This is a genomic window from Timaviella obliquedivisa GSE-PSE-MK23-08B, assembly GCA_019358855.1.
Classification (GTDB): domain Bacteria; phylum Cyanobacteriota; class Cyanobacteriia; order Elainellales; family Elainellaceae; genus Timaviella; species Timaviella obliquedivisa.
On the sequence record JAHHII010000011.1, the window covers coordinates 80,189 to 99,979 of the forward strand.

General features: G+C 47.9%; 17 protein-coding genes and 1 pseudogene. 13 read left to right on the top strand and 5 right to left on the bottom strand.

From position 1 onward, the window contains the following. Positions 1–58 precede the first annotated feature (58 nt). From purH to KME11_17805, 3 genes are all read left to right on the top strand, one after another. Entirely contained in the window at positions 59–1,612 is a 1,554-nt protein-coding gene (gene purH, locus KME11_17795; GenBank protein MBW4517063.1) for a bifunctional phosphoribosylaminoimidazolecarboxamide formyltransferase/IMP cyclohydrolase, read from the top strand. 167 nt (positions 1,613–1,779) lie between these two features. Continuing rightward, positions 1,780–2,382, top strand: coding sequence for a precorrin-6Y C5,15-methyltransferase subunit CbiT (gene cbiT, locus KME11_17800; protein ID MBW4517064.1), 603 nt, complete (start codon positions 1,780–1,782; stop codon positions 2,380–2,382). A 154-nt stretch (positions 2,383–2,536) separates the two neighbouring features. Beyond that, positions 2,537–3,403 carry a phosphatidate cytidylyltransferase gene (locus KME11_17805; GenBank protein MBW4517065.1) on the top strand — a complete coding sequence of 289 codons (867 nt, stop codon included), beginning with the start codon at positions 2,537–2,539 and terminating at the stop codon, positions 3,401–3,403. A gap of 16 nt (positions 3,404–3,419) precedes the next feature. Here the strand turns inward: KME11_17805 and hemH are convergent, their stop codons facing one another. Next, entirely contained in the window at positions 3,420–4,589 is a 1,170-nt protein-coding gene (gene hemH, locus KME11_17810; protein MBW4517066.1) for a ferrochelatase, read from the bottom strand. A 312-nt stretch (positions 4,590–4,901) separates the two neighbouring features. Between hemH and KME11_17815 the strand changes: the two genes are divergently transcribed. Both KME11_17815 and KME11_17820 read left to right on the top strand, forming a co-directional pair. Then, a complete protein-coding gene (locus KME11_17815) occupies positions 4,902–5,093 on the top strand; it encodes a hypothetical protein (protein ID MBW4517067.1) in 192 nt (63 codons plus the stop codon). 135 nt (positions 5,094–5,228) lie between these two features. Beyond that, positions 5,229–5,885, top strand: a pseudogene (locus tag KME11_17820) (class I SAM-dependent methyltransferase). Between the two features lie 204 nt (positions 5,886–6,089). On the opposite strand, the gene KME11_17825 reads toward KME11_17820, so the two are convergent. After that, entirely contained in the window at positions 6,090–6,560 is a 471-nt protein-coding gene (locus KME11_17825; GenBank protein ID MBW4517068.1) for an anti-sigma regulatory factor, read from the bottom strand. Positions 6,561–6,739: 179 nt separating this feature from the next. Here KME11_17825 and KME11_17830 point away from each other — a divergent pair, with 179 nt between their 5' ends. After that, complete coding sequence (locus tag KME11_17830) at positions 6,740–7,870, top strand: SpoIIE family protein phosphatase (GenBank protein MBW4517069.1); 1,131 nt, start codon at positions 6,740–6,742, stop codon at positions 7,868–7,870. Positions 7,871–7,875: 5 nt separating this feature from the next. On the opposite strand, the gene KME11_17835 is transcribed toward KME11_17830, so the two are convergent. Beyond that, positions 7,876–8,202: an STAS domain-containing protein gene (locus KME11_17835; GenBank protein ID MBW4517070.1), complete on the bottom strand. Its 327-nt coding sequence runs from the start codon at positions 8,200–8,202 to the stop codon at positions 7,876–7,878. Between the two features lie 309 nt (positions 8,203–8,511). On the opposite strand from KME11_17835, the gene mrdA reads away from it, so the two are divergent. Continuing rightward, positions 8,512–10,323: a penicillin-binding protein 2 gene (gene mrdA, locus KME11_17840; protein MBW4517071.1), complete on the top strand. Its 1,812-nt coding sequence runs from the start codon at positions 8,512–8,514 to the stop codon at positions 10,321–10,323. 27 nt (positions 10,324–10,350) lie between these two features. Here mrdA and KME11_17845 read toward each other — a convergent pair whose 3' ends face one another. Continuing rightward, on the bottom strand, positions 10,351–13,161 hold the full coding sequence (locus KME11_17845) for a GAF domain-containing protein (GenBank protein MBW4517072.1): 2,811 nt from the start codon (positions 13,159–13,161) through the stop codon (positions 10,351–10,353). 157 nt (positions 13,162–13,318) lie between these two features. On the opposite strand from KME11_17845, the gene KME11_17850 reads away from it, so the two are divergent. The 3 genes from KME11_17850 (at position 13,319) to KME11_17860 (ending at position 16,030) form a co-directional block, all read left to right on the top strand. Continuing rightward, the gene (locus tag KME11_17850) at positions 13,319–14,485 is read left to right on the top strand and encodes a quinone-dependent dihydroorotate dehydrogenase (GenBank protein MBW4517073.1); all 1,167 of its coding nucleotides are present in this window, start codon (positions 13,319–13,321) and stop codon (positions 14,483–14,485) included. A gap of 125 nt (positions 14,486–14,610) precedes the next feature. Beyond that, complete coding sequence (locus tag KME11_17855; protein ID MBW4517074.1) at positions 14,611–15,438, top strand: hypothetical protein; 828 nt, start codon at positions 14,611–14,613, stop codon at positions 15,436–15,438. Positions 15,439–15,562: 124 nt separating this feature from the next. Beyond that, positions 15,563–16,030, top strand: coding sequence for a DUF3531 family protein (locus KME11_17860; protein ID MBW4517075.1), 468 nt, complete (start codon positions 15,563–15,565; stop codon positions 16,028–16,030). An 81-nt stretch (positions 16,031–16,111) separates the two neighbouring features. On the opposite strand, the gene KME11_17865 is transcribed toward KME11_17860, so the two are convergent. Further along, positions 16,112–16,477, bottom strand: a complete 366-nt coding sequence (locus KME11_17865) for a single-stranded DNA-binding protein (protein ID MBW4517076.1) — start codon at positions 16,475–16,477, stop codon at positions 16,112–16,114. A gap of 398 nt (positions 16,478–16,875) precedes the next feature. Between KME11_17865 and KME11_17870 the strand changes: the two genes are divergently transcribed. The 3 genes from KME11_17870 (at position 16,876) to mreD (ending at position 19,771) form a co-directional block, all read left to right on the top strand. Beyond that, a complete protein-coding gene (locus KME11_17870; protein ID MBW4517077.1) occupies positions 16,876–17,886 on the top strand; it encodes a rod shape-determining protein in 1,011 nt (336 codons plus the stop codon). Positions 17,887–18,053: 167 nt separating this feature from the next. Further along, entirely contained in the window at positions 18,054–19,172 is a 1,119-nt protein-coding gene (gene mreC, locus KME11_17875; GenBank protein ID MBW4517078.1) for a rod shape-determining protein MreC, read from the top strand. Then, a complete protein-coding gene (gene mreD, locus KME11_17880) occupies positions 19,172–19,771 on the top strand; it encodes a rod shape-determining protein MreD (protein ID MBW4517079.1) in 600 nt (199 codons plus the stop codon). Before mreC ends, mreD begins: the two co-directional genes overlap by 1 nt. The last annotated feature ends 20 nt before the right edge of the window (positions 19,772–19,791 follow it).

Genomic DNA, 19,791 nt, shown 5'->3' on the forward strand with positions numbered 1-19,791 from the left:
TTGACTGAAGCGCAATCTACTCTATTCTGAATAGATTGCATGAAAGAGGGTTGTGAGTATGGCACGTTTGGCGTTACTAAGTACCTCTGACAAAACTGGATTAGTAGAATTAGCGCGTACCCTGGTTGAAGAATTTGGGTTTGACATTGTGAGTAGCGGCGGCACGGCTCAAACGCTGAAGCAGGCGGGCATTCCGGTTACTAAAGTTTCAGATTACACTGGGTCGCCCGAAATTTTAGGCGGACGGGTCAAAACGCTCCATCCCAAAATTCATGGCGGCATTTTGGCACGGCAAAGCCTCCCCGAAGATTTAGCAGAGCTAGAAGCTAACCAGATTCGCCCGATCGCCCTTGTCGTTGTTAACCTCTACCCGTTTGAGCAAACCATCGCTAAGCCTGATGTGTCCTTAGAAGAGGCGATCGAGCAAATTGATATTGGTGGCCCAGCCATGCTGCGAGCAGCAGCAAAGAATTTTTCCCATCTCACAGTTCTCTGCAACCCCCATCAGTACGACGAATACCTCTCAGAATTGAGGCAGCATGGAGACACAGCCCTAGCCTTTCGGCAAGCCTGCGCTCTGTTGGCGTTTGAGCATACTGCTAGCTACGATCGGGCGATCGCCACCTACCTGATTCAGCACTCTGTCGGCTCCCTCGATCCCAACCACATTCCCCACCAGTTCAGTCTTTCCGGCACACAAATTCAGTCCCTCCGCTACGGTGAAAACCCTCATCAGCCTGCTGCTTGGTATCAAACAGGGACATCCGCTACAGGCTGGACATCTGCCCAAAAGCTTCAAGGCAAAGAACTCAGCTATAACAATTTGATTGATCTAGAAGCCGCTCGGCAAATTGTTACTGAGTTCCCCAACCAACAGGCTGCGGCAGTCATTATCAAGCACACCAATCCCTGCGGCGTGGCATTGGGCAGTCGCTTAGTAGAAGCCTACGAAAAAGCTTTCAATGCTGACTCAACCTCAGCCTTTGGCGGCATCGTTGCCCTCAACCGCCCGATCGATGCTGCCACCGCAACTGCCTTGACTAAAACTTTTTTAGAATGCGTTGTGGCTCCTGGCTGCGATCCTGAGGCTGCTCAGATCCTTAGCGCCAAAGCTAACTTAAGGATTTTGGTTCTCCCCGATTTGGTAACGGGCACTCGACAAATGGTCAAGCAGATTGCAGGCGGTTTCTTGGTGCAAAGGGTAGATGATGCCGCTGCTGATGCAACGCAATGGCAAATTGTCACCGATCGCCAGCCGACTCCGGCGCAACTAGAAGAACTGCTGTTTGCCTGGAGAGTGTGTCGGCATGTGAAGTCCAACGCCATTGTTGTCACCCGCGATCGCGCCACCTTGGGTGTTGGTGCCGGACAAATGAATCGAGTCGGCTCGGCAAAAATTGCCCTAGAGCAAGCAGGCGAAAAAGCGAAGGGCGCTACCCTAGCCAGCGATGGGTTTTTTCCCTTTGATGATTCGGTTAAAACAGCAGCAGCAGCCGGAATTGAGGCGATCGTTCAGCCTGGGGGAAGCTTGCGAGATCAAGATTCCATCAAAGCTGCCAATGAGTTAGGGCTGGTTATGGTTTTAACAGGAGTGCGCCATTTCTTGCACTAGCAGGCTGTGAACTAGCAAGCTGTGAACTAGCACACTGTGAACTAGCAGACAAAAGAATTTCATCAAGGGACAATAGGGGAAAGCACAAAATTTCGCTGTCCTCAAAACCGTTCTACATACAATTTTTTACCGCGATCGCCCCGTTCTTCCTTCCCCTGTTACTGCCCATGCCATCGCCCCTTTGGAACTCTGTTAGCCCTGGTATTCCCGATCATTTATTTGAGGAATTACCAGGAATCCCCCTGAGTAAACGAGAAATTCGGTTGCTGATTCTCTCCCATTTACGTCTTCAGCCTCAATCGGTGCTATGGGATATTGGAGCAGGCACCGGGACAATTAGTGTAGAGGCTGGGTTGCTCTGTCCCCAAGGACGCATTGTTGCTGTTGAACGAGATGAAGAAGTCGCGAGTTTGATTCGGCGGAACTGCGATCGCTTTCAAGTCACAAACGTAGAGATTATCGAAGGTATTGCCCCTGAATGCCTGGAGCAGTTGCAAGGATCTCCCGACTGCGTTTGTATTGAAGGAGGGCGATCGCTCAAAGTGATTTTGCAAGCCGCTTGGCAACGGCTGCAACCCGGTGGGCGCATTGTAGCAACCGCAATGAATTTTGAAAATCTGTACGCTATTTCCGAAGGGTTGGCGACATTGCAAGCTCGAAATATTGAAGTTGTACAGTCTGCCGTCAACCGTCTGGAAACTCGAGGGAATCACCAAGTTTTTGCTGCCGTTGATCCTACTTTTGTGCTCAGTGGAGAAAAAGTGATCTAAGCCTCTCTCCTCCTTAAGACAAAACTTCTGAACCTCGTTACGATAAAAGCGTCAAGATATGCCAAAGTTATTCTTAATCTGGGCTTAAGGTCTCTGGGCTTGAAAGTAAATTGCATTGCAATCCCTAGATCCAAATTGCCCACACCTGAACATTATGCCCTTGCCTCGTATCCTCAGTGCCGTTGTTGCGATCGCCCTTGCTCTGGGGATGATTCTCCTGGGTGGCTGGTATTTCACGCTTTGTTTTGCAGTTATTGTCTACCTAGGGCAACTTGAGTATTTTCAGCTTGTCCGAGCCAAGGGCATGGTTCCTGCTGGAAAAACAACTCTAGTCGTCAGCCAAGCTCTACTCGTCATTTCGACGCTTTCTCCCACCTTGGCAGATGCCGTTATGCCAGTTGCAGGCACTTTTATTTGCTTCTATCTTCTGTTTCAACCCAAGTTTGCCAGTATTGCTGATATTTCTGCCTCTATTCTGGGGTTGTTCTATGGCGGTTATTTACCAAGCTATTGGGTCAGGCTGCGATCGCTGGGCGCGTTTGGCAATTTGCCGCTGGGCGGGTATCTTCCTCCCTTTCCACTCCCTACCCTCCAAGAGCTACCCCAAGGATTAACCATCACCCTACTGGCATTCTTTTGCATTTGGGCAGCCGATATTGGCGCTTATGTCTTTGGCAAATTATTTGGTCGTACCCGTCTCACAGACATTAGCCCGAAGAAAACTGTAGAGGGAGCCGTATTTGGGGTCATGGGAAGCGTTGTTGTTGCCACCATTGGAGCTTGGCAACTAGGGTGGGCAGGTGCTCCACTTAGCGGCATGGCATTAGGACTATTAATTGGTATCGCTAGCTTATTGGGCGATTTGACTGAATCAATGATGAAACGCGATGCTGGAGTTAAAGACTCTGGGCAACTCATCCCCGGTCATGGAGGCATTCTAGACCGGGCAGACAGCTATGTGTTTACTGCACCCTTGGTCTACTATTTTGTAACCTTGCTACTACCGCTGCTGCCGAACTAGAAGTCAGGGCAGAAACCTACAGTAGCCCAATCGAGTGTAAGGGCCCATGCCCACTCACCAACTCAACAATTAGGGCGATAAAGCCCAACATTGCTAGTCGTCCATTCCAAACTTCGGCGACCGTGGTCATGCCCCATCCTGACGATCGCTCTTGGGGATACATCTTGACTTGTTTCATCATCTGCGGCACTTCATCTAGCTTGAGGCTGGGTGTGTTAATAGCACTGACAACCATATCTGCCAAATCATTAATAAAAATGGGATGTGTGTTCAATGCCGGAACCCGCTTAAAGTTATGAATACCAGCCTGTTCTGCTACTTCTCGATACTCCATATCAATTTCCTGAAGCGTTTCAATATGCTCGGAAACAAAGCTGACGGGCACAACCAGCAAGTTATTAACGCCCTGCTCGGCTAAGGCTTCGATTGACTCTTCAGTATAAGGCTTCAACCATTCCACAGGCCCTACCCGACTTTGATAAGCCAGGGTATGAGGATTGGGGCGATCGAGCGCTTGCATAATCAGATCAGTGCAATCTTCAATCTCTTTTTGATACGGATCGCCTGCTTCTTCAACATAGCTAAGCGGCACGCCATGAGCACTGAAAAAGATATGTACCTGATCAGGCTCAGAAAATTGATCTAGCTGCTGTGAAATTAAGTCTGCCATGGCTCTCAGATAACCAGGGCGCTTATACCAGGAGGGAATAACCGTATAGTCAACCTGTTGTTGTAAAGCCGAATCTTCTTGCCAAATCTTTGCTAATAAACGAAAGCTTGAACCACTTGTACTGATAGAAAACTGCGGATAGAGGGGCAAAATGACTAGCCGAGTGACCTTATCGCGCTTGATGCGGGCGATCGCCTCCTCAGTAAATGGGTGCCAGTAGCGCATCCCCACATAAATCTGGGCATCTTGTCCCTTCTGCTGTAACGAAGCCTGGAGCGCTTGCCCTTGCTCTTGAGTGATCCGCAGTAAGGGCGAACCGCCGCCAATCAGCTTGTAGTTCTCTTGCGACTTTTTTGCCCGACTGCTCGAAATTAGCCAAGCTAAGGGCTTTTGCAGCCAGGTGAAGGGCAACCGAATGATTTCTGGGTCAGAAAACAAGTTGAACAGGAAAGGACGGACATCCTCTAGCTGCTCCGGTCCGCCCAGATTAAGTAGTAAGACTCCGACTCGCCCCATTGTGGTCACCGTTTCCTTTAATATATGTAACTGATTTTAACAATAACGGCATCTTATTTTCGCTAGCCTGGTAGCACTTACGCTGAAAAGCCTAGAGAAAGTCTATAAAAGGCGACCCCTTGCGGTTATGTCGTAGAGTTCGCCCCAGTTCTTACTAGATTAAAGACTGAGCGCCGCCCTGTCTACCGTCAGTTGCCAAAGCCAGATGAAATGCTGAATCAACCGCTAAAAGCTGCAATCAATAACGTCTCTCAGAACACTGTCATTGATAACCCTATAATTTAGGTTAATCAACGGCTAAAGATGGCGCAAATGGGCTTTCAAATCGAACGAGGGCAAAAGCTAAGCATTAGGGGGATCTTGCCGCCTCGTTCGGACAGCCTTAGACTACGATCGCACCAACAGCGCCTGAGCCTCAACTTTCCGGCAACCCCGGTGGGGCTAAAGCAAGCCGAACAGGAAGTCAAAATTGCTGTTCAACTCATCCAAAATGCCTTTGACTGACGACAATATTTGCCTGTAGCAGGCGGTGGACAATTGAGCCAAATGGAATTGGCTGAAACAATAGCAGCATTTAAGCATCACTTTTTTGAGTTAAAACGAAGAGGTCTGCTAAAGAGAGAAGGTTACAGCGCACCCATGGCAACAATTCTTAGAGACTGGAGCTACCGCTACCAATAGCTATACGATGGGATCAGCCGCCTTGCCGCCCTTACAGTTGGCGGTGAAGCAAACTTCCGCCAGCTTGCGCTCCAAGATATTCTCATTACACCTAACATGCAGGTTCTCGACCTTTGCTGCGGGAGTGGTCAAGCAACTGCATATCTGGTCGATCGCTTCTCCCATGTCACAGGTTTGGATGCCTCCCCTCGCTCCATTCAACGAGCGCAGCACAACGTACCAAGCGCCACCTATGTAGAAGGCTGGGCTGAGGCAATGCCCTTTTCAGACAAGCAATTCGACCTGGTTCATACGAGTGCTGCCCTCCATGAGATGAAGCCCGATCAGCTTCGGCAAATTTTACAAGAAGTGCATCGGGTGCTAAAGCCAGGGGGAACATTTACCTTTGTAGATTTCCATGCTCCTACCAATCCCTTATTCGTTCCGGGGCTTTATCTATTTCTGTTACTGTTTGAAACTGAAACTTCCTGGCAGTTGCTGCGAACCAATCTCCTTGAGCTTTTGCATCAGACAGGTTTCGTAGGGAGCCACCCTAGCGGTATCTGCGAAGCAGTGCGCACGCTTTACGCAGGGGGCAGTCTTCAAGCCGTTCAAGTCAAAAAACCACTGAGCTAAGCCATGCCCTTCATCTTCATCGCCTGTCTCTTCCTTAGCCTCTGGTTAGCCCAAGTCTCGATCATCCTCCCCCTACACCTATGGAGTTCCTTCCATTTACCCTTTTGGCTCAGCTTGATCTTAGGCAGCATCGTTTTTTCCTGGCTATTTGGGGAATGATTAAGGATGTGTCAATGACGAAGCTAAGTCTACTTTGACAAGGTTTCAAGCTTGAGGCGGATAATTTCTAATAATTAGCAAGCAATTCCGATGATCAGCAGTCCGAGTGTAGCTAAACACATCAGAAGTTTTTTCGATAATCTTTAGCCCTCGTCCGCCCTCTGCCAGCAAATCCATAAATGCGGGCACAGCATTGAGGGAACGTTCCAAATCAAAGCCCGAACCCTGATCCCAAATCCGAATTTCGATCGCCTGACTGCGAGTACTGACCTCAATCTCAATCGGCACCTCTAGGGGTTTACCCTGATGCGCATGGCGCACCGCATTAGTGAATCCTTCTGCCAGAGCTAATTGACACTGTAACCAGACAGTGTGGGGTAAAGTAGGGTGTTTAAATTGATCAAACCAATCCAAAACTTGAGCCAATAGGCTCAGATCAGTCCGAACTAGAATTTTTACTCTTTTTGGGGGGTCTAAGGGGCAGAAGTCTGCCGAAATTACATTTCGCAATTTCATTTTAAGCTTCCAAATGAATTAAAGGAATTAATAATTTTCTACAAAGGATTCATGGATAAGAAGCATCCGCATCTTTACCTATTTAAAAATATCCAAAATTGCTGCGTTCCATCTTTCATACTAACCTATCTATTTCACCTATATAAACGTTAAAAACTAGTTAAAGTAAATCATTTTTTATGTCAAAGATTTTGGTTATTGATGATGACTCCGTAATTCGACTTTTAATTAAGAAAGCGTTACAAAATCAGGGGCACGAAGTAGTTCTAGCAATCAATGGACAGGAAGGCATTGAGCATGCTCAACGTCTCCAGCCTGCCATGATCATTTGTGATTGGATTATGCCCATTGTTGATGGCTTAGAAGTCTGTCGCCAAGTTAGAGCTAATCCTGACTTGTCTACGACGTTCTTTATTTTGCTAACAGCGCGTGGAGGCGTTGCCGATCGCATTCAAGGGTTAGATACAGGCGCAGATGATTTTCTTTCCAAGCCTATTAATATTGGAGAGTTGCAGGCACGAGTTCGGGCAGGATTACGGTTGCAGCAGTTAAGCCAAGACTTACAAAGTCAAAAGCAATTGTTAGAAGCAGAGCTAACCGAGGCAGCCACCTATATGCGATCGCTCCTCCCCAAGCCTTTGCAAGGTTCAGTTAGCATCGACGCTCGATTTATTCCTTCACGCCAACTGGGCGGCGATTGCTTCGATTATTTTTGGCTTGATCCAGATTACTTAGTCATGTATCTACTAGATGTTTCGGGACATGGCTTAGGCGCGGCGCTGCCCTCTAGCTTAATTCTCAATATTTTGAGGTTACAGTCTTTACCCGATGTGAATTTTTATCAACCTCATGATGTTTTAAGGGCATTGAATGAATCATTTCAAATGAGCCAACAAAACGATAAATATTTTACGATTTGGTATGGCGTTTACAACCAAATCAAGCGTCAGCTGACCTATGCGAGTGCTGGACATCCACCTGCTATTTTGAGATTTCAAACCTCTGACGGGCTGATGGAGGTTGATCAACTCAAAACGCCCAACTTTCCTATTGGGATGTTAACTGAGGCAACATTTGTTAGCGATCGTCAAACTATTCCCAAAAACAGCACACTCTATATTTTTAGTGATGGCGTTTATGATATTAGCCAACCGAAGCATCAGTCTTGGGGACTGAAGGAGTTTACTAAAACATTAGTTGAGCTAGAAACAACCGTCAACTTGGACGAAATTCTGACAACCATCCAACAAATGAGTGGCATTGAGACATTCGACGACGATTTGTCTCTACTGCGGGTCAACTTTAATTAATCCGCTTATACTTCTGAAGTGAGCGTTTTGATAAAGTGTTCCTGGTCTGCAAAAATTTCAAAGACCCGATCCATGCTAGTCAGTTCAAATAGCATCCTGACCTGTTGATTGACTGAGCAAACACAAAGCTTACCACCAGCAGAACGAACGGTCTTAAAAGCAGTCACTAATGCCGCCAGCCCAGAACTGTCCATAAACGTGACGTTGGTCAGATCTACCAAGATTAGCCTTGCCCCAGTCCCAACCACGTCGTTCAGTTCTCCTCGAAGTTGATGAGTCTGGTTTCCATCTAGTACACCAGCGGGTTGAATGACTTTGATATTCGTATCCATAGGGAGGTTTCGAGGAGCACAGCCGATTATTTCTGTCCTATTCTCCCCTATCGCGACGCTTTAACGATCTAATTCATTAGCGCAATCTGTTCTTATACAGATTTGATAAAGATATTGTGGAGTATCAAACTGAATGGACGAACCCGCTAATGTTAGGAAGTCTAGTGGTAGGAAGTTTATCCAAGACTCATAGCCAGGGACAACGCGTTAGGTTAAGAGCATTGAATGCAGGCGTTTTTGTGGGAAACCTATCAGCATCACAACGTTAGAGTATTTGTTAAGCCTCAGAGATGTGTCAGGGTATTGTGCATGGCTAGTAGTCTTCCTCGTTTTTCTAACAAGCGTTTCACTACATCTCTTGTCAAACGATCGCGGGGTCGAGAGAGTATTGTCTGGCGATCGGCATTTCTTATGGGGGGCATCACACTCTTCATGGGAGTTTGTGTCTTTCGGCTGGGGCAACTTCAGCTTATTCAAGGCAAAAGCAACGCTCAACTTGCCGAACAAAATCGCATTCGCCCCATGCCTCTCCCTGCCGACCGGGGCAACATCCGCGATCGCAATGGCAAACTCTTAGCCAGCAACCGGATTTCCCATGGGGTCTATCTCTGGCCCCGGCAACAAAGTCCTGAACAGTGGCAGCAAAGCGCAGTTAAACTCAGCCCGATTTTAGGCATTTCAGCGAAAGAAATTATTGAGCATATCCAAGAGCAGAAAGGCGGCTACAACTCTGTTTTGCCCGTTCGCATCAGTCAGCAAATTAGCCCAACGGCGATCGTTTCTTTGGCAGAGCAAGAGGAGCAGCTTCCCGGAGTAGAAGTTTTTGTGGGTTCAACCCGTTCTTACACCAATGGCGGATTGGCAGCCCATGTTTTAGGCTACATCGGCGAAGCATCGGAAGCCGATATAAAAGCCCACCCTAGCTATCCTAACGGGATGATCGTGGGGCAAATGGGAGTCGAGCGTTTAGCCAATGCCGAGTTGGAGGGTAAATGGGGCAAACGGATGGTCGAGGTTGATGCCCGCGACAAAGAAACCAGGTTACTGGGCATTGAACCTGCGGTGGGCGGTCGCGATGTGAAGCTCACCCTGAATATGGACATGCAGCAGGCAGCCGAAAAGGCGCTCAACGGCAGACGAGGAGCCGTAGTGGCGATGGATGTTAATACGGGTGAAGTTTTGGTCATGGCGAGTGCACCAACTTTTGATCCGGGTGCATTTACGCGACGGGTTTCCGATCGAGATTGGCAGCGTCTCCAGTCTGGCGATCAGCCGTTTCTCAATCGTGCTCTTCAAGGGTATCCACCTGGAAGCACCTTTAAGATTGTCACGGCAGCAGCGGGCATGGAATCGGGAAACTTCTCCCCTGACTCAACTCTCATGACTTCTGCCTTCATTAGCATGGGTGATACTAAGTTTTGGGAACATAGTAATTCGGGCTATGGCGTGATTGGCTTCCTAGATGCCTTTGCGTTTAGCAGTAATACCTTTTTCTATCAAGTAGGGTTGAAAACGGGTCCTGAAGCCATCTCAAAATGGGGCAAAAAGCTAGGCATTGGCTCAACCCACCTGGGGTTAGAAGGAGAGACACGCGGCAGCCTTCCCACTCCTGCCACTAAAGAAAAGATCTACGGTGAACCCTGGTATGGCGGCGATACAGTCAGCATGTCAATTGGGCAGGGATTGGCGCAAGCAACGCCCCTAGAATTGGCAGTGATGACGGCAGCGATCGCTAATCAGGGTTGGCTGGTTCAACCTCATTTATTAATGAGTAAAAATAAATCTGCTATCAACCAGCGAGTGGCTACAGGTCTATCTCCTGGCACCCTTAAAGCGATTCAACAAGGCTTGCTTGCTGTGGTGCAGAAAGGTACAGGACAAAGCCTCAACGATGGCTCTATTCCTTTGACAGCCGGTAAAACAGGCACATCTGAGGTTGGGACTGGACGCGAACCGAACGCCATGTATGTAGGATACGCCCCCTATGACAAGCCTCAGATGGCGATCGCCGTTGTTGTCGAAAATGGCGGATACGGTGGCGTGGCAGCGATCCCCATTGCTCACGAAGTCTACAAGGTTTTCTTTCAACAAGCTAAACCTAGCAAGCCAGCTAAGCCGTAGCCAGCCAGCATAGGAGTATCCTACATTCTAGGTTTGAATCTCAGTAAACTTTACCATTGACATCCGAGAGTTTAGGGGAATGACAAGGGTACTCAGACTACGATTGTCTTCCATCGTAGATAGGTTGAATTCACCGCCAATCCGCTGCATTAAACCCTGGCAGATAGTAAGGTGCAATCCTGGCAGCTGATCCAACAAAGAGGGCAACAGCAAATCGGTTGAACGTCCAGCTTGCAATGCCTCTAATAACTGGGGTTCTAATCGACCTTGGTCAGTCACAGACAAATCTAGAAAATTTGCATCCTTCTGACGACACCAAATGTCTAAGCGCCCGCCCACTGGAGAACGCGCACAGGCAAGAACTAAGATTTCGTGAAAAATGAATTCAATTTTGGCGATGTCGCCATTGAGGTTAAGATTTGCCTCGTTATGGACTTGTAGCCAAAGCTGACGCTGCTTAAAGAGGACATCAACTCTCTCTAGCGCTTGCTTTAACAGACTGGCTAGAGAAATTGATGCATCATGCTCGTGGAACTGCCACTGCTCATGCTTTAGCAACGGAGCCATAGCTGAAAGCGTGCTGCCAAGGTAGCGGAGGATTTGGGGGTAGCGCAGATTTGAGGCTGTATCTGGCTGGCTGGGCAGTTCGTTCAGCCGCCGGATGCCCATGCCGAGAATACGGTAAACCTCTTCTAGGCGGCGTTGTTTGTACCAGTTAAGCTGTTCTAGGGTTTCTTTTTGAACCACTAGACTTGAGGTCAAGCCTAGGTTACGCCGACACCATGCCAACTGGCTTGCCAAAATGCCTAGGACATTCATCTGATTGTCTGTCCAAGTGCGGTTCTGGCGATCGCCTACCAGAATTATTCCAGTTGGCTCATGGTCAGGGTCAGTCCGGAGCGCCAGCGCTAAAACCTGACCAATTTCAGAACCGCTCAACCAATAGCGAGTTTCGGGTGAAATTTCATCATGACCCAGCGATATCAGCCCGTCGGCTTGTAGCGCAGCTTGGATCAAGCTATCTGTTTGGGTCGGAATCAAAAGATCGGCGATTAAACCAAACTGTTGCTGCTGATTAACGACAGGCGCAACGACGCGAGCCGAAGTTCGACCGGGTTGCCAAGTTAAAAGCGCAACCAATGGGGCTTGCAGAATTTTAGCAATTTGCTGAGTCGCAACTTGCTCTAGACGCTCCAAATCCTGAGTTTGCCGTAGGGTCGTGAGTCCCCATTGGACGGCTTGATAATTTTTTTGCAGTTGATCGGTTTGTCGTTGAAGCTGAATTTGATGGGTTAATAAACCCACTTGTTGGCTAACAGTTTGGAATAGCTCCCGCTCAACATGGCTCCAACTCCGCGTTGCATCATCTCCAATGACAATCAATCCCTCTGGGGGTTTACCCACTGATGTATTACAAACGAGCAACGATCGCATTCCCAGGTCTAAAAACGTTTTGCGCCATGCTACTAGCTTTAGATCATCATCTAAGTTCTCAATGGCGATCGCCTCTAAACTTCGCTCCAACATTTGCCAATCGACCGGAGCAAGCCTCTCTAAAACAGTGGGCAAGGGGCGACGTTTGCCAGGAAGTTGGTTTTGATAAACAATCTCAAACTTTTTTAGGTCTTTGTTGTAAAGCAATACCAAAAACCGTTCTATCTTAAATCTCTGGCAGAGTTGTTCTGTGCATTTTTTGAGGCTACTTTGCCAGTCTTCCTCACTGTGAAGCGCGCGTGACACTTCAGTCGTCAAGCCTTGGTCGAGCTTTACTTGTTGAATTGCCTTTTCTGTTTGATCTAACGGGGCAGTCAGTCCAACCAAATGAGCAGCCCCTCGCACAAAGTTTTTTTCTTCCTCTGTCCAAGTTTGGACTTTATTACCTTCCACCGACAAAAAGCCTAGCAGTTCTCCTTGGTAGATGATGGGAGCCGCAATGAGCGATCGCGCCTGAATCATCTGCGTCAGTCGTCCTGTCTGATTTGCCTGCAATAAATTCGCTGCATCTTCTATCGAGACTAATTGATCAGCGCCCATTGCATAGTAAAAGCTAGTGACTTCCTGGACTGAAATCTCTTCTGACGGCTTTCCTTCTCTCGCCATAAAGCCAATGCCTCGATTGCCCAATCGCTTCCAAAAATAGCGTCCTTTAGGTTCGTACCAGTAAATGCTGGTGCGATGAGGCATCATGAAGCGATGGGTTTCATCCACAATGGCTTCAAGCTGTCTTTGAAGATTGGGAAGCGATCGCAGTTTAGGCAAAAGGTTAAGTAATGGTTCGTCAAGGCGCTTAAGTTGTTGCCGCTGCTGGTCTGCCTCTAATAAATAAAGTGACTTTGCCAACTCTCCCAAAATCATCGATAGGCGAGTTTTTTCCTCAGCATGGGGAGAAGTGCCCCACAGCGCCGAACCTAGCAAAACTATCCCAAGACAAGTGTTTTTATAACGAATTGGGAAAAACACCGTTCCTTGAATATTGAACTTGCGAGCCGCAATACTCCACTCGCCGCCTCTGGATTCTTCTTGTAAGTTAGGAATTCCTAGGGGGTGTTGCTGTGCAAGCACTTGCTCTAGTAAGTTGCCTGGCGCTACTGTAAATCGTTGTTTAAAGAAGCTTGGATCTCCTCCGGTTGAACAATTGCCACCTTTGCCCACCAACTGATGACTGCTGCGATCGTACCGACCGAGCCAAGCCACAGCATATTGTAGATCTGATTTGAGATACTCTAAAGTAACTCGAATCAATCCCTCTTCAGTCTCCTCTTCCCTTAGATCTTGAAGCGCAAGTTCTAAGGCGACGAGTTGTTTGTTATAGCTTACTGATTCTCTTTGCGAACCCATGCCAACCTATCAGAATTTCCTGTGCTAATGCTGAAAAAATGCTTCTCTTAAGAAGCTTGAAACTCGAACTTTTGTCGTAGCGCCCCTTGGTTTTCCTAGAGTGCCCTTGGAAGGGAGAGTGCTATCTTTTAAGCTGTAAGCCCTTGGGGTGAGTGCATTGGATATTTATAAATCTGGGGTTCGTCCGCTTTTATTTCAAGGTTTGAAGATAGACCCTGAGCAAGCTCATCATCAAAGCCTTCAGTTTTTGGGCTGGCTTGATCAATACCGCGATCGCCCCCCGCTGAACCTTTTACGCCAACAAATTAAACGAACCTGCTGCTTTGAGCATCCGAGCCTAGAGCAATCTCAATGGGGGATCAAGTTCCCTAACCCTCTTGGCATTGCGGCAGGGTTTGATAAGGACGGAGTTGCCGCCAATGTTTGGCAAGACTTCGGCTTTGGTTTTGCCGAACTCGGCACAGTCACCTTCCACGCGCAGCCTGGTAATTCTAAGCCTCGGATGTTCCGGTTACCGTTAGATGAAGCGGCTTTGAACCGGATGGGGTTTAATAATTTGGGGGCGGCGGCTTTAGCAGAGCGGTTAGAAAGTTTGGCAGAGCGATTAAAAAGTAAGGGGGCGATCGCTCACCCGATTAGCATTCCAATTGGCATTAATTTAGGAAAGTCTAAAGTAACTGCCCTAGAGGATTCAGCGGCAGACTACTTAGGCAGCTTTCAACTGCTAAAGAACTTAGGTGATTATTTTGTAGTGAACGTGTCTTCTCCTAATACGCCAGGGTTGCGATCGCTCCAATCGACAGAGCAGCTTGAACCGATTTTGTCGACGCTTCAGCAAGAAAACTCTGCCCAAAAGCCCTTGTTTGTGAAAATAGCGCCTGATTTGGAGTGGGAGGCGATCGCCGCTGTCATTGAATTGGCACAAAGTCATCGACTCGCAGGTATCATTGCCACCAACACAACGATCCGCCGAGATCATCTTAAAACGCAGATCATTACGACGACTGGCAATCGAGTCAGCGAAGAAGCAGGCGGCATCAGCGGCGCACCCTTACGAGAGCGATCGACGGAGGTAATTCGGTTCATCTACCAGCAAACCAGAGGCACCCTACCGATTATTGGAGTGGGCGGCATTTTTACAGCGGATGATGCTTGGGAAAAGATTACGGCTGGAGCCAGTTTATTACAGGTTTATACAGGCTGGATTTACGAAGGGCCAGGAATGGTACAGCGAGTTTTGAAAGGGTTAGTTCAAAAGATAGAAGAACAGGGGTTAGAAAATATTGGCGAGGCGATCGGGCTGGGACACGATAGTAAACTTTAGGGCAATAGTTTTAAGTTATATAAATTCTCCGTCTCGCATGATACGATTCGGGCGAGAACGAACTATAGGTTAATTTGTGGGAAAGCTCACCTCATGAAAGCCTGATAGCTTATGAAGTCGCTGCAATGATTTACGCTTATGCCGGAATCGCTCTCATCCTCTTTTTAATGTCCTTCAAAATTTGCAATGAGTGGGATCGCCATGTTGTCTTTACGCTGGGTCGGTTTACAAAAGTAACTAGACCAGGCTTGTATCTCTTAGTGCCGTTTTTGCAGAGTGTGAAACGTGTGGTTGATACGCGCATCATCACTTATACGGTGCCCCTGCAAAAAGGGTTGACAAAAGATAATATTCCAGTGGAAGTGGATGCGATCGTGTTTTACAAGGTCAATGATGTCAAAGCCTCGGTTTTGAACGTTGATGATTACCACCGGGCGACTCAACTCTCTGTTCGGTCTGCCATCCGCGACATGGTTGGAAAATCACAGCTAGACGAACTTTTATCAGAGCGCGATAAAATTGGTGACATTGTTAGGGAACATACCTCGGAACTGGTTACGCAGTGGGGTTTGTTGATTGTTACGGTGGAAATTAAAGACGTGATTGTGTCAAAAGAACTGGAAGATGCGATCGCTAGAGAACCCGCAGCAGAAAGGGAAAAAAGAGCCAGATTGCTTCTGGCACAGGCAGAGGAACTGGCGGCAGATGCGATCGTTCGAGCTTCTCACAAATATGCCAATGACCCAGTAGCGTTGCAGCTTCGATCGATGAATATGCTTTACGAAATGTGTATGGAAGGTAAATCAACGATGGTATTTGTGCCCACTACAAATACTGGGAATGGGATGCCCAGCATCATTGGCATGGAGAGCGTGAAGGGGATGATCGAGCAACATCAACCGCGTGAGTTAAAGATAGAGACGCAGCCCGAACCGCTAGAGTTTCCAAACTGAACTGCTGTTTGCTGGACGTGGCGATCGCCCGATCGGGCAGTGGGGTTAGCGCAGATAGATACGCAAAGTATAGATACAATGATGCGAATAAGCGATCGTTGATACCTCACCTAAAGCCTTCGACATGCAAGTACAATTCCGCGAATGTGATTTTTTTGACCTGTGGATTTGGTTAGAGTTCAGTACTGTGCCCTCGGAGATGGAACGTCAGTACGTTGAAGAGGTGTTTAACTCTCTGTTTCTATTAGGAAAGCTGGGCGGGTTTAATGCCGAGAACCTGCAAGTTCAAGACACTGGCATGGAAATTAGTTACATGGATTACGACCAAGATGCATCCAGCAATAGCTTCATGGCATTGATGCATAACCTTGGAGAATTTGAGTACAACGGCACTTGGGCACGGTGTTGGTTTGATATGGGCACCTCCGATGCGATCGCCCTTGATGTTCTAATCAATGCCCTGGAGCAACTTAATAAAGATTACGTGACCATTGAGCGCTTAATTATTGGCGGAGAAAATGAAGATTGGACTATTCCTCAGAACAGGCGGCAAGACTTCGCAGATCTTCGCGACGATGAAGACAATAACTAAGCCTGAGAAACTAAGCTCAAGAAACTAAGCCTGAGAGAAGTAACTAGACAATCCTCTCAGGTGTCTTTTGTCTTTTACACGTTAAAACTCATCATTTCCATAACTACTGCTTCCACCCGCCTCATTGTCGCGTTTAGAACCCAGTAGATCCAGGCGATCGACGCGAATCAACGGCTTAGAGCGACTAACGCCCGTACTCTTATCTTGCCAATAGTCAAACTTTAATGCGCCTGAAACCCCAATCAAGCTACCTTTGCGAACATAGTCAGCAGCAATTTGGGCGGGTTGTCCCCATACTTCTAACTCAAACCAATCTGGCTCATCGCTGTCTTTCCTGCGTCGTTTGACCGCAAGCGTAAATCGGCAAACCACACTACCCGATTCAAAATACTTCACTTCAGGTTCTCTTCCGACCCGCCCAACCAAAGTTACCGAATTAAGACTCATAATTATCCTCTTGCAGACCCATGGGATTTTGATAGTACAAAAGTACGAAATCCTGCATTTAGCTATTGTAATCAAACTGTTGATAAAGCGATCGCAAATTGCGCCTACAGTTATCTACAGAAGGATTAGAGTAAAACGACTCAAATTTTTTCTGGTAAATATCTGCGCTAGGCAGATGAAGTGCACAAAATCGCCAAAACTGTCTGAATTGTTCTTCATTTTACAGTCATTTCATTCAGGAGCCGTCAAGCTTTGGATGAAATGACTAGACTATGAGTGAAAAACGTAATAAGATCCACCATGGTATTTGGCGATCGTGCAATCTCCAATCAACCGTCTAGTTCTGGGAGCTTAGAAAGTTAGTGGGTTTCTTAAATCGCTTCTCATTATCGCGTGACATGGGTATCGATCTCGGTACTGCAAACACGCTCGTTTATGTATCTGGCAAAGGCATTGTGCTTCAGGAGCCTTCCGTAGTCGCTATCGACCAGGAAACAAAGGAACCCCTGGCTGTTGGAGAAGATGCCAAGAAAATGTTGGGACGAACACCGGGGAATGTCATTGCCCTACGTCCTCTCCGAGATGGAGTCATCGCAGACTTTGACACCGCCGAATTAATGCTCAAGCATTTTATTCAACGCGTACACGAAGGTCGGGCTTTAGTTTCACCTCGTATTGTCATCGGAATTCCAAGCGGCGTAACTGGCGTTGAGCGTCGGGCCGTTATGGAAGCAGCTTCTCAAGCTGGGGCAAGAGACGTTTTTTTAATTGATGAACCTGTCGCCGCTGCCATTGGTGCAGGCTTACCGGTTGCTGAGCCGACCGGAAACATGATTATTGATATTGGAGGCGGTACGACTGAAGTTGCCGTGCTGAGCTTGCAGGGAACGGTGCTGAGTGAGTCGGTGCGGGTCGCTGGCGATGAGTTGAGCGAGGCGATCGTCCATTACATGAAAAAGGTTCATAACCTGGTCATTGGAGAACGGACTTCTGAAGAAATTAAAATTTTCGTTGGCTCTGCCTATCCTCTCGACGACGACGACGAACTGGTGATGGACGTGAGAGGTTTGCACCTGTTGTCTGGCTTGCCTCGTACCGTGTCTGTGAAGGCTCCTGAAATTCGTGAAGCGATGGCTGAGCCGCTCTCAGTCATTATTGAAGCCGTAAAGCGGACTTTGGAGCGGACTCCCCCTGAATTGGCTGCCGATATTATCGATCGCGGTATCATGCTGGCAGGTGGCGGAGCTTTGCTGAAAGGTCTTGATACCCTAATTAGTCATGAAACGGGTATTGTAGTTCACGTTGCGGCAGACCCCTTAAGTTGTGTTGTGCTAGGGACAGGGCGAGTTCTTGAAAACTTCAAGCAGCTAGAGCGGGTCTTTAGCGGACGTTCTTCTCGCTTTCATTAAGCGATCGGGCACAGAACGAGGCGACTGACCACTGCTCTACAGCCGATTATTCCTGATCTATCAGCGCCTGACCTAACAGTGCCTGGTTTAACAGCGAATGTTCGGCTAGCTGAGGGCGAAAAGAGCTTTAATAACTTGGGGCCATATTCAGTCTTTACAGAGTTCGGATGTACGCATTACGTCGTTGGTGGGATCGCAATGGAGTTAAGCTAGGACTGATTAGCCTAGCAATAGGGAGCGCTTTGCTGATGCGACAAACTCAGGGGGCGCTTGTTTTTGAAACCTACCGTTGGCTGACACAGCCGTTTGTTCGTAATTCGGCGCAAGTTACTCAGGCAGGAACGCCGAGAGAACGAGAGCTAGAACAACGGTTGGTAGAGCTAGAGAGCCAAAACCGAGAATTGCAAAAGCTGCTTAAATACGTTGATAAGCGATCGGATAAAGGCGTTACTGCCCCTGTGATCGGGCGTAGTTCGGATCATTGGTGGCAAGAGATTATTCTGAGTCGGGGCAGCGATGATGGCATTCAGCCCGGATTCATCGTTTCAGGTATTGGTGGAATTGTGGGACGAGTTGTAGGAGTAACGCCTCACACCAGCCGAGTTCTGCTTATTAGTGATCCCAGTAGCAAGGTCGGCGTAACTGTGAGTCGATCGCGTAATATGGGCTACATTCGAGGACAATCGGCAAATCGAGTCATCATGGTCTTTGTTGACAAAGTCCCTGATGTTCGCAAAGGCGACGTGATCACGACTTCTGCTCTAAGCCGCTTGTTTCCCTCAGGGTTGCCTGTGGGGATTGTAGAGTCGATTAGCTTTAACAAAAGTCCAGCACCCGAAGCTGTAATCGAGCTTTCTGCACCAATTAGTCATTTAGAATGGGTTATTGTTAGCCCTAATCCTAAAGTGGCTGAGGCTAGAGCCGTAGAGGAAGAGGCGACGCAACCACCTGAAAAACCCAGCGGTTTTGAGGAAGATTCGGGTGCCCCTCAAACTCAATTGACCGAATATAACCTTCCTCAAGAAAGCATCCAACAGTTTCAAAATCGACCCGAAGCCGAGTTGCCTGCGATCGCTCCGCCAGAACCCTCTATATCCCCACAGCCTCCTCCAGAGGCAGAAATTGAGGCTAGTCCTCCGATGGTGCCAGAAGCAAGTTCGCCTGCCCCAATCGAGGCTTCCCCAATCGAAGAAATGGCTCCCGTAGAAACAATCCCTGTTTTACCTGCACCCATTGAGGATATCCCGCCCTCTTCAGACACTTTGGAAGGAAGTGATAGTCCTTGATTAATAATTTTACGAAGTTGGAACCCCGGACGCTTCAAACCATCAACTGGGCAGTAACGGTAGGTTCAGTCTTTATTTGTTTGCTCATCTTGCCTATGCGACTTCCTGGAATGGAGCTACTATCAGTCAGCCCTAATTGGTTGCTGATCTGGGTAGTAGCCTGGAGCGTTAAACGGACAGGCTTTGAAGGAGCGATCGCTGGACTGGTTCTAGGTTTAATTCAAGATGGTATGACTTACCCTAATCCAACTCATGCCGTCAGCTTGGCAGCGGTAGGGTTTTTGACTGCCCGGTTGCAAAAGCAGCGCTATGTCAGAGAAGATTTTATCTCGATCTCCCTCATTGTCTTCGGCATGGCAATTTTAGCTGCCACTATCACAGCGATTCAGTTTAGCTGGCATAGCCCTGCTGCTTCGACGGAAATGGTGAATCGAACATTAGGAGAGATTTGGACAAACCACCAACGAATTGCCTTAAGCTCTGCAATTTTAAGCAGTTTGTGGGCACCCGCAGTTTACTACCCGCTTAACCGCTGGTGGGAAATGGTGGAGACTGTTGTACAGCCGCAGCAAAATAAACTTAAGAACCAAAGCTTTTAACGTCTACAGGGCATCCAATA

Excerpts from the sequence above, each read along its gene's own strand:
- KME11_17835 (MBW4517070.1), bottom strand. The coding sequence starts at position 8,202 with ATGGATACGAATATCAAAGTCATTCAACCCGCTGGTGTACTAGATGGA.
- KME11_17870 (MBW4517077.1), top strand. The coding sequence starts at position 16,876 with ATGGGTATCGATCTCGGTACTGCAAACACGCTCGTTTATGTATCTGGC.
- KME11_17805 (MBW4517065.1), top strand. The coding sequence starts at position 2,537 with ATGCCCTTGCCTCGTATCCTCAGTGCCGTTGTTGCGATCGCCCTTGCT.
- KME11_17855 (MBW4517074.1), top strand. The coding sequence starts at position 14,611 with ATGATTTACGCTTATGCCGGAATCGCTCTCATCCTCTTTTTAATGTCC.
- KME11_17865 (MBW4517076.1), bottom strand. The coding sequence starts at position 16,477 with ATGAGTCTTAATTCGGTAACTTTGGTTGGGCGGGTCGGAAGAGAACCT.
- mreC (MBW4517078.1), top strand. The coding sequence starts at position 18,054 with ATGTACGCATTACGTCGTTGGTGGGATCGCAATGGAGTTAAGCTAGGA.
- purH (MBW4517063.1), top strand. The coding sequence starts at position 59 with ATGGCACGTTTGGCGTTACTAAGTACCTCTGACAAAACTGGATTAGTA.
- KME11_17830 (MBW4517069.1), top strand. The coding sequence starts at position 6,740 with ATGTCAAAGATTTTGGTTATTGATGATGACTCCGTAATTCGACTTTTA.
- KME11_17815 (MBW4517067.1), top strand. The coding sequence starts at position 4,902 with ATGGGCTTTCAAATCGAACGAGGGCAAAAGCTAAGCATTAGGGGGATC.
- hemH (MBW4517066.1), bottom strand. The coding sequence starts at position 4,589 with ATGGGGCGAGTCGGAGTCTTACTACTTAATCTGGGCGGACCGGAGCAG.
- KME11_17825 (MBW4517068.1), bottom strand. The coding sequence starts at position 6,560 with ATGAAATTGCGAAATGTAATTTCGGCAGACTTCTGCCCCTTAGACCCC.
- KME11_17845 (MBW4517072.1), bottom strand. The coding sequence starts at position 13,161 with ATGGGTTCGCAAAGAGAATCAGTAAGCTATAACAAACAACTCGTCGCC.
- KME11_17860 (MBW4517075.1), top strand. The coding sequence starts at position 15,563 with ATGCAAGTACAATTCCGCGAATGTGATTTTTTTGACCTGTGGATTTGG.
- mrdA (MBW4517071.1), top strand. The coding sequence starts at position 8,512 with ATGGCTAGTAGTCTTCCTCGTTTTTCTAACAAGCGTTTCACTACATCT.
- cbiT (MBW4517064.1), top strand. The coding sequence starts at position 1,780 with ATGCCATCGCCCCTTTGGAACTCTGTTAGCCCTGGTATTCCCGATCAT.